We start from the raw sequence: 8,317 nt of genomic DNA on the forward strand, positions 1-8,317 counted from the left end.
CTCCCTCCGCTCCTCCGCTTCCCTCCCTCCGCTCCTCCGCTTCGCTCCCCCGCTCCACTCAGTCCAGAACGAGACGCGCCGCGAACCTGTGCGGTTTTTCCTGCTTAATCTGAGCCTTTGATGGGTGGCGCACGAGCGTGCAAGGATCGGATCGTGGTGCTCGATCTTCGTGTCTGCTTTATCGGTGAGTCGTTCGTCGCGGGGGTCGGTGATCAGAAATGCCTGGGGTGGGCCGGGCGGCTGGCGTCCAGAGCCATTGGGGCGGGGCAGCCGCTGACCTACTACAACCTCGGGATCCGGCGCGAGAACAGCACCGAGTTGCGGGAGCGGTGGGCGGGCGAGTGCGCGCCGCGGCTACCGGAAGGTGCGGACTGCCGGGTGGTGATCTCCACCGGCGTCAATGATACCCAGTTCGAGAACGGTTCTCCCCGAGTCGATCCCGACGACTCGCTGCGGAATATGGCCGCCATCCTGCGCGAGGTGCGGGAAAGGGGCTGGCAGGCAATGGTGGTCGCGCCGCCGCCGAATGTCGACGACGAGCACAATGCCCGCATCGTCGCCCTGGACGGCCGCTACGCCGACCTGTGCGAGGAAACCAAGGTGCCGTACCTGCGCGCGCATCAGCCGTTGCGCGAGAACCAGATCTGGATGCGCGATATCGCCGCCGGCGACGGCTCCCACCCGGGTGCGGCGGGCTATGACGAGTTCGCCGCTCTGCTCGCCCCTCACTGGCTGCTCTGGCTCGCCGATCCCGGCTCGGAACTGCCTGTCGTGCGCTGAGTTTCGCCGGCCGTCGGGTCGAGGCCACCACGCCGGACCCGACCAGCACGCCCATCGCGATGGCCAGCACCGTGAGCACGGCATTCACAATGACGTGCAAGCCGTTCGGATATGTCTGTTCGCCAGTTTTCTCTGTGCGGTCGATGCTTATCACGTATCGTCCTTCTGTTCGATTCGATGCCGCGATGGGCGTTGGCGGGGAGGGTTGGTGGGACACCCATCCCACTCGGTTCCCGTGGTTCGGCGAGGACAAGTTGTCCTCGCGGGTGCCCAAGGAAGCCTGCCGGGTGCGGGCGGCCGGATTCGCGAACTGATTGGCCTCCCGCTCCGGCAAACGCAAGGGTGCGCGGCTGCGGTTCCCGAAGTGGCGGAAACGAAAGCACTGCAGCCGGTTCCGTTACGACGCAGATCGCGCGAAGCCGGTTGACAGTCGATGACGCAGGAAGAGCTTCAGCGCTGGGAAAGCTGAAACTCGTGCGACGGTATGCCTACCGGTTGCCCCTGTTTCTAATCTGGTGGCATGGATATCGACACGCGACTGCTGCGTTACTTCCTGGCAGTCGCGGATGCGGAGAACCTGCCGCGGGCGGCGGCGCGACTGCACGTCGCGCAGCCCGCGCTGGCGACCCAGATCAAGCAGCTGGAACAGCAGCTGGGCGTGGAGCTGTTCATCCGGTCCCGCGCGGGCTGGACCCTGACCTCCGCGGGAAAAGTGCTGGCCGAACAGATCCCGCCGCTGCTGGCATCGTGGGACCGGGTGCTGCGCGATACCAAGAGCGATGCCAGCCGCGCCGCCCGGGTGCTGCGGCTGGGCTGCGTCAACAGCGCCGCCGACGCGCACATTCCGGAGATCATCCAGGTCTTCCACCGCCTGCACCCGGACTGGCAGGTCGATATCCACCAGGGCGGCTGGACCGATCCGACCGCCGGGCTCGACGAGGGCGATGTCGATGTGGCCCTGCTGCGCCTGCCTTTTCCCGGCCAGGAGGAGTACCACGTGCGGGAGCTGTTCGCCGAGCCGCGCTGGATCGCGCTGCCCGGGGACCATCCCCTCGCCACCCGTGACGACATCGCCTTCCGGGAGCTGTGGGACGAGCCCTATGTCGCCTCGCCCGCGGAAACCGGCTGGTGGCGCGACTATTGGATGGGCCTGGACGCGCGGCCCGCGGACACCGCCATCATCGGGGCCATCGCCCGCAATACCGACGAATGGCTGCGCGCCATCGCCAATGGGTTCGGGGTGAGCTTCACCCCCGCCTCCACCGCCCGCACCGACTACCCGGGCGTGGTGTTCCGGCCGGTGCACGGCATCGGTCCGACCCGGGTGGCGGTGGTGTGGCCGGACGCCTCGGAGGCGGATCCGGTGCTGCGCTACTTCATTCGCTGCTGCTCGGACATCATGGGGCAGCACGGTCACCACGCGGCGGACGGCCGCCGCACCTCGTGAGGGCCGGGTCGGACATGATGGGCTCATGAGCGACCAGCACGAGCACTGGCAGCGCACCTACCGGGCCCATCCGGGCATGTACGGCGAGGAGCCGTCGGAGCCCGCGATGTACGCGGCGCAGGTGTTCCGGGAGCACGGGGCGCTGGAGGTACTGGAACTGGGCGCGGGCCACGGACGCGACGCGATCTATCTGGCGCGCCGGGGATTCCGGGTGACGGCCTCGGATTTCAGTGCCGTCGGGCTGGCACAGCTGCGGGAGGCGGCGGACGCGGCCGGGCTGGGCGATCAGGTCACCCCCCTGGAACACGATGCGCGCCAGCCGATTCCGCTGCCCTACCGCAGCGTGGACGCCGTCTACGCGCACATGCTGCTGTGCATGAACCTCAGCACCCAGGAGATCCGGGATCTGGTCGCCGAGATCCGCCGGGTGCTCAAGCCCGGCGGGGTCTTCGTCTACACGGTTCGCAATACCGATGACGCGCACTACGGCACCGGTCTGGCCCTCGGTGACGACATCTACGAGCACGGCGGGTTCGCGGTCCACTTCTTCTCCCGCGAACTCGTCGACACCCTGGCCACCGGATGGGAACTGCAAGAACAGCATGCGTTCGAAGAAGGCGAACTCCCGCGCCGGCTGTGGCGGATCACCCAGTTACTGCCGAACCACTGAGGCCGATACCGCATCGCCGAGGGCACCGGCGATATCGTCGCGCAGCGAGCGCGGCGCATTCGGGAGCAGGGCGGGCAGATCGCCGCCGTCGGCGTGCAGGAACCCGGCCTTGAGGTTGGAGAACAGCGAGATCCCGTGCCCGATCTGATAGGCCGGGGCCCCGGCCAGGCTCTCCCGCACGGCGGTCAGCGGCACGTCCTGGTATTCGACCGGGCGGCCGAGGGATTCGCTCAGCAGTGCCGCGAGGTCCGCGCCGGACACCGCCGTCAGGCCCTCCAGTTCGTAGGTGCGCCCCGCGTGCGGTCCGGCGTCACCGGCTCGCAGCGCGCGCTCGGTCTCGGCGGCGACCCGCACCGCGACATCGGCCAGATCCGCCCGCGCCACCCCGGAGATGCTGCCGGTGCCGAAGGGCGCGGCGAAGACGCCCGTCTCGGCGGCCGCGGCCGCGCCCTGCACGGCCAGACCGGCCGTGAACTCCGAGTACAGGCCGTTGCGCAGCACGGTGCTCGCGAAAGGCGCGGCCGCCAAGCGGGATTCGGTCCACAGGTGCGGGACGGCGATGGTGGAGTGCCGGGCCGAGGCCGACAGGCTGGTGTAGATCACGTGCCGCACGCCCGCCCGGGCGGCGGCGTCGACCACCGCGCCGTGCCGGGCGGTCACCACATCGTCCTCGGCGAATCCGGCCGAGACGAACACCAGCACGTCCACGCCGCGGAAGCCGGATTCGAGCGTGGCGGGATCGTCGAAGTCGACGCGCCGCACGGTCTCCCCGTCGCCGGAACTGCTGCCCGCGAGCACCTCCAGATCCGGCTGAGCGCGCAGCCCCGCCAGCACCAACCCGCCCAGTGCGCCCGAAACGCCGGTCACCAGAATCATTGCGTTGCTCCTTGCGTTGTGTCAGTCGTGGATTTCGACACGACCGAGCATCCGGGCACGGCGACGACCGGGGAAGAAGGCACTTTGCCGTCGGTCACGAACACCGCTGATACCGAACAGGCAGCCGGCGCTGTTCCCACCGGGCCGTGTGGCGATGACCACTGCGGCATCCGCGACACCCTGGACCGGATCGGCGACAAATGGACCGTGCAGGTGCTCGTCGAACTGCGCAAGGGCGTGCGCCGCTTCGGCGAACTGCACCGCGCCCTGCCCGGCATCTCCCAGCGCATGCTGACCATCACCACCAAAAGGCTGCTGCGCGACGGGTTTCTCGAACGCACCGCCTATCCCACGATTCCGCCGCAGGTGGAATACCGGCTCAGCGAGAGCGGTGAGAGTCTCGCGGAGGTCGCCTTCTATCTGGCCGATTGGTCGCGCGCACACATGGCCGGGGTGGCCGCGGCCCGGGCCCGCTGGGACGCCGAGCACGGCGGGCTGGACTGAACCGGACGCTCAGCCCCGCTTCGGCACGGACGCTCAGCCCCGCTCCAGCACGGCCATGGCGGCATTGTGGCCGCCGATGCCGCTGACCCCGCCGCCGCGCACCGCGCCCGCACCGCACAGCAGGATATTGGCGTGCCCGGTCGCTACGCCCCAGCGCGCGGCCGGGCTGTCGTCGTCGCCGAGGCGATACGGAAAAGCCAAGTCCGCGTGGAAGATATGACCGCCCGGCAGGCCGATCTCGCGTTCCAGTTCGACCGGTGTCCGAGCCTCCACACACGGATTGCCCTCGCCGTCGAGGCCCAGGCAGTCACGGATGGGCTCGGCCAGCACCGCATCCAGTTGCGCCAGTGTGGAATCCACGAGACGGTCTTTGACGCCGCGTGGATTGTCGGCGAAAAGCCTTGCGGGCGTGTGTAAACCTCACAGGGTGAGGGTGTGGAAGCCCTGTGCGATCAACTCCGGTGCCAGGATCGACGGGTCGGTCAGGGTGTGGCAGTAGATCTCCGAGGGCGGGGCCGAGGGCAGCTGCCCGGCGGCGGCCTCCCGGTAGGCGTGTTCCAGCTGTCCGGCCGATTCGGCGATGTGGAAGGTGCCCGCGAAGGCGGTGCGCGGATCCACCTGCGGGTCACGGAGTTTCGGGAGACGCCGGAGCAGCATATTGATTTTCAGTTGCGCGCCTTCGGGTTTGTCGGCGGACTCGCCGAGCAGGTGTGACAGCACGTACGGGGCGGCATTCACCAGGACGTGGCGGGCCGACACGGTGCCCTCGCGATCGCGGGTCGCGAAGTGGACTTCCGCTGTGACACCGTCGGTTTCGATGCCGGTCACCGTGCAGCCGGTGCGGATCTCGGCCCCGGCCGCCTTGGCCGCGGTCGCGAGCGCGTCGGTGAGCGCGCCCATGCCGCCGACCGGGACATTCCAGTCGCCGGTGCCGCCGCCGATCACGTGATAGAGGAAGCAGCGGTTCTGGAGCAGTGACGGATCGTGGGCGTGGGCGAAGGTGCCGATCAGCGCGTCGGTGAGCACCACGCCGCGCACGGTGTCGTCCGCGAACCGCGCCTCCACCGTTTCACCCAGCGGCCGTTCGAAAATCGCCTCCCAGGCCGCGGAATCGCCCACGGTGCGCTGCAATTCGGCGCGGGTGGGCAGCGGCTGGGTGAGGGTCGGGAAGACCCGCTGGGCCAATTGCCCGGTCATGGCATAGAACTCGCCCCAGGCGGCGTAATCCTTGTCCGACCCGGTGACCTGCGCGAAACTGGCGCGGGTGGCCGCCTCGGAGCCATTGTCCACCAGCAGCCCGGTGTCCCCGATCGGCGTGTAGGACGAGATGCGCCGCTTGCGGGTCTCGAAACTCAGGTCCAGGTCCCGCACGATCCGCTCGGGCAGCAGGCTCACCAGATACGAGTAGCGCGACAGCCGCGCGTCGAAACCAGGGAACACCCGCTCCGACACCGCCGCGCCCCCGGGGTGATGCTGGCGCTCCAGCACCAGCACCGAGCGCCCGGCCCGGGCGAGATAGGCGGCGGCCACCAGCCCGTTGTGACCGCCGCCCACCACGATCACGTCTGTGTCCAATTTGCCCTCCGCTTCGCTCCGGGCGGGTTCGCGGCGCTGGGAGTCTCGTTCTTCCCTCCCTCCCTCCCTCCCTCCCTCCGCCTCCTCCGCTTCGCTCCCCCGGCACCGCTCGGTCCATAACGAGACGCGCCGCGAACCTGGGGGCCGTTCCAACTCTGTGAAGAGACTAACGGGTGGTCATGTCGAGGGCGGCCAGGTGGCTGAACAGGACCGACGCGCCGATCGGGTTGCCGCCGCCGGGGTAGACCGTGCCGCTGACCGCGGCCATGGTGTTGCCCGCGGCGTACAGGCCCGGAATCGGTTCGCCCGCTCGGTTCAGCACGCGCGCGGCCGAATCGGTGCGCAGCCCGCCCTTGGTGCCCAGATCCGAGATGCCGAAGGCGGCGGCGTGGAACGGGCCCTTCACGATCGGGGTCAGCGGCGGCTCGCCATTGCTGAAGGCGCGGTCGTAGGCCTCGTCGCCGCGGCCGAAGTCCGGGTCCACGCCATCGGCGGCGATCTTGTTGAAGCGGGCCACGGTCGCGACCAAAGACTCGGCGGGCACACCGATTTCGGCGGCCAGGCCCTCGAGGGTGTCGGCGGTCTTCCACAGGCCCGCCTCGACGAAGCGCTCCGCGGCGACCATCGGCACATTGCTGGCCTTGATGGGTGGCACGAGGCCCTCGGTGTCGTCGTAGATCATCCAGAACGGGAGGGTGGCCGAGCCGTCGTTCAGGTGCGCGATGATGTCGCGGCCGAGCCGGTCGTAGGGCGCGGACTCGTTGACGAAACGCTCACCGGCCTGATTGACGAAGATGCCGCCGGTGAACCACAGCGCGAAGGCCGCCCGGCCGTCCGGATGCACCAGGCCCGGCGACCACCACGCCTGATCCATCAGATCGGTGTCCGCGCCCACGGCGATGCCCGCCTCGTGCGCCCTGCCCTGATTTCCCCACGGCCCCATAGTGTCCCGGGCCGCGCCGGGCACGCCGTAGCGCTGCCGCAGCTCGCCGTTGCCCTCGAAGCCGCCCGCGGCCAGCAGCACACCCTTGCGGGCGCGAATGGCCACCCGCTGTCCGTCTCGCTCCACGATGGCGCCGGTGACCGCGCCGTCCTCGGTGACCAGCTCGACCAGCGGGGAGTTCAGGTACAGGGAAGCGTTGGGGTAGTCGGACAATCCCAGCAGGAACCGGCCGACGAGGGCACGCCCGCCGATCAGATGGTCCGGCTGCGGATCGCCGTGCCGGTCGGTGCCCAGCGGGCCGCGCACCGATTCGCTCAGCTCGCCGAGCTTCGCGGCACGCAGCGGCGCGGGGATGATGTGCCGCTTGCCATCGGTGCGCGCCTCGGGAGCCTTACCGAAGTAGTCGGGCCACGGGAACATCTGGAACTTGAAAGCCTCGTCCGCTTCCAGGTATTCGATGACCTTCGCGCCATTGCGGACGTAGGTCTCCTGTAACTCCGCCGGGGTGCGATCGCCGACAACGGCCTTGAAGTAGGTGAGCGCGTCCTCGACGGTGTCGTCCACGCCCGCCCGCACCAGCACCGGATTGCACGGGAACCAGACCCCGCCGCCGCCCGAATACGAGGTGGTCCCGCCGAATTTGTCGGTGGCCTCGACCACCGCGACGGTCAGTCCCTCCCGGGCCGCCGTATAGGCCCCGGCCAGGCCGCCGCCGGACCCTGCCACCAGGACATCGACTTCTTCGTTCCAGTCCGTCACCATTGCTCCCTGAAAAACGGGGTCCGCTCCCGAAAACGCGGTCTCTCCGCGACGGTATGCGCCGGGAGCGGTTCGCGCAGCAAGTGTCCCGATGGCCGGATGTGCCGGTCAGAGTCTGATCGCGAAAACGGTGCCCTGCGGGGTGCGCTCGTCGGGGCGGGCCTCGCGCCAGAATTTGGTGGTGGCGCGGAAACCGTTGTCGGCCAGGACCTCCGCGAAAGTGTCCGGGGCCCAGCGATAGGCGGGGGCGACCCTGTGGGCGTAGTCGCGCGTGCCCGTCGGCTCATCGGTGGCCTGGAAACCGAACAGGGCGTGGCCGCCCGGAAGCAGCACCCGCGCGAACTCGGTCAGCACCGCGGGCAACCGCTGCGGCGGGGTGTGAATGATGGAGTACCAGGCCACGATTCCGGCCAGCGCGGCGTCCCCGAACGGCAGCCGATCCATCGAGCCGACCTCGAACGGGATGTCCGGATGGGCGGCGCGAGCCAGCCGGATCATCTCCGGGGACAGATCGATGCCCGACATCTCCAGCCCGTTCGCGGCCAGGTGCGCGGCGATCCGGCCCGGGCCGCAACCGATCTCGGCCACCGGGCCGGTTCCGCTCTCCCGCACCGAATGCGCGAAGGCGTCCAGCATGCCCCGGTCGAAGGGATTGTCGCGCAACTGTTCGCGGACCAGATCGGTGTAGAGCTGCGCCACGTCGTCGTAGGCGGCCCGGGTGAAGCGCACGTCCTCGGTTTCGCTCATGATCCGACCCTAGGAC

8 protein-coding genes and 1 pseudogene are annotated in these 8,317 nt (G+C 69.3%); 5 read left to right on the top strand and 4 right to left on the bottom strand.

The genetic code is table 11. The annotated features are described in order from the left end of the window. Positions 1-153 precede the first annotated feature (153 nt). The 4 genes from NS2_RS24450 (at position 154) to NS2_RS24465 (ending at position 2,897) form a co-directional block, all read left to right on the top strand. On the top strand, positions 154-780 hold the full coding sequence (locus NS2_RS24450) for a GDSL-type esterase/lipase family protein (protein WP_261772309.1): 627 nt from the start codon (positions 154-156) through the stop codon (positions 778-780). A 185-nt stretch (positions 781-965) separates the two neighbouring features. Beyond that, complete coding sequence (locus NS2_RS37795) at positions 966-1,094, top strand: hypothetical protein (protein WP_256255806.1); 129 nt, start codon at positions 966-968, stop codon at positions 1,092-1,094. Between the two features lie 206 nt (positions 1,095-1,300). Next, complete coding sequence (locus NS2_RS24460) at positions 1,301-2,227, top strand: LysR family transcriptional regulator (protein ID WP_033089735.1); 927 nt, start codon at positions 1,301-1,303, stop codon at positions 2,225-2,227. A 25-nt stretch (positions 2,228-2,252) separates the two neighbouring features. Next, positions 2,253-2,897 (top strand): class I SAM-dependent methyltransferase, encoded by a 645-nt coding sequence (locus tag NS2_RS24465; RefSeq protein ID WP_033089734.1) that lies wholly within the window; start codon positions 2,253-2,255, stop codon positions 2,895-2,897. On the opposite strand, the gene NS2_RS24470 is transcribed toward NS2_RS24465, so the two are convergent. Further along, entirely contained in the window at positions 2,880-3,773 is an 894-nt protein-coding gene (locus tag NS2_RS24470) for an NmrA family NAD(P)-binding protein (RefSeq protein ID WP_036547173.1), read from the bottom strand. The genes NS2_RS24465 and NS2_RS24470 overlap by 18 nt on opposite strands. A 27-nt stretch (positions 3,774-3,800) precedes the next feature. Here NS2_RS24470 and NS2_RS24475 point away from each other — a divergent pair, with 27 nt between their 5' ends. Next, complete coding sequence (locus NS2_RS24475; RefSeq protein ID WP_228102561.1) at positions 3,801-4,277, top strand: winged helix-turn-helix transcriptional regulator; 477 nt, start codon at positions 3,801-3,803, stop codon at positions 4,275-4,277. 33 nt (positions 4,278-4,310) lie between these two features. Here NS2_RS24475 and NS2_RS24480 read toward each other — a convergent pair. The 3 genes and pseudogenes from NS2_RS24480 to NS2_RS24490 all read right to left on the bottom strand — a co-directional run bounded on the left by NS2_RS24480 (position 4,311) and on the right by NS2_RS24490 (position 8,301). After that, positions 4,311-5,852, bottom strand: a pseudogene (locus NS2_RS24480) (phytoene desaturase family protein). 166 nt (positions 5,853-6,018) lie between these two features. After that, the gene (locus tag NS2_RS24485; RefSeq protein WP_096490759.1) at positions 6,019-7,557 is read right to left on the bottom strand and encodes an FAD-binding protein; all 1,539 of its coding nucleotides are present in this window, start codon (positions 7,555-7,557) and stop codon (positions 6,019-6,021) included. Positions 7,558-7,662: 105 nt separating this feature from the next. Then, positions 7,663-8,301, bottom strand: coding sequence for a class I SAM-dependent DNA methyltransferase (locus tag NS2_RS24490; protein WP_033089732.1), 639 nt, complete (start codon positions 8,299-8,301; stop codon positions 7,663-7,665). Between the last annotated feature and the right edge of the window lie 16 nt (positions 8,302-8,317).

Source organism: Nocardia seriolae NBRC 15557, assembly GCF_007990715.1.
Taxonomy (GTDB): domain Bacteria; phylum Actinomycetota; class Actinomycetes; order Mycobacteriales; family Mycobacteriaceae; genus Nocardia; species Nocardia seriolae.

What these genes read in the sequence shown, in the direction of transcription:
- NS2_RS24470 (WP_036547173.1), bottom strand. Translation starts at nt 3,773, where the DNA reads ATGATTCTGGTGACCGGCGTTTCGGGCGCACTGGGCGGGTTGGTGCTG.
- NS2_RS24465 (WP_033089734.1), top strand. Translation starts at nt 2,253, where the DNA reads ATGAGCGACCAGCACGAGCACTGGCAGCGCACCTACCGGGCCCATCCG.
- NS2_RS37795 (WP_256255806.1), top strand. Translation starts at nt 966, where the DNA reads ATGGGCGTTGGCGGGGAGGGTTGGTGGGACACCCATCCCACTCGGTTC.
- NS2_RS24490 (WP_033089732.1), bottom strand. Translation starts at nt 8,301, where the DNA reads ATGAGCGAAACCGAGGACGTGCGCTTCACCCGGGCCGCCTACGACGAC.
- NS2_RS24460 (WP_033089735.1), top strand. Translation starts at nt 1,301, where the DNA reads ATGGATATCGACACGCGACTGCTGCGTTACTTCCTGGCAGTCGCGGAT.
- NS2_RS24485 (WP_096490759.1), bottom strand. Translation starts at nt 7,557, where the DNA reads ATGGTGACGGACTGGAACGAAGAAGTCGATGTCCTGGTGGCAGGGTCC.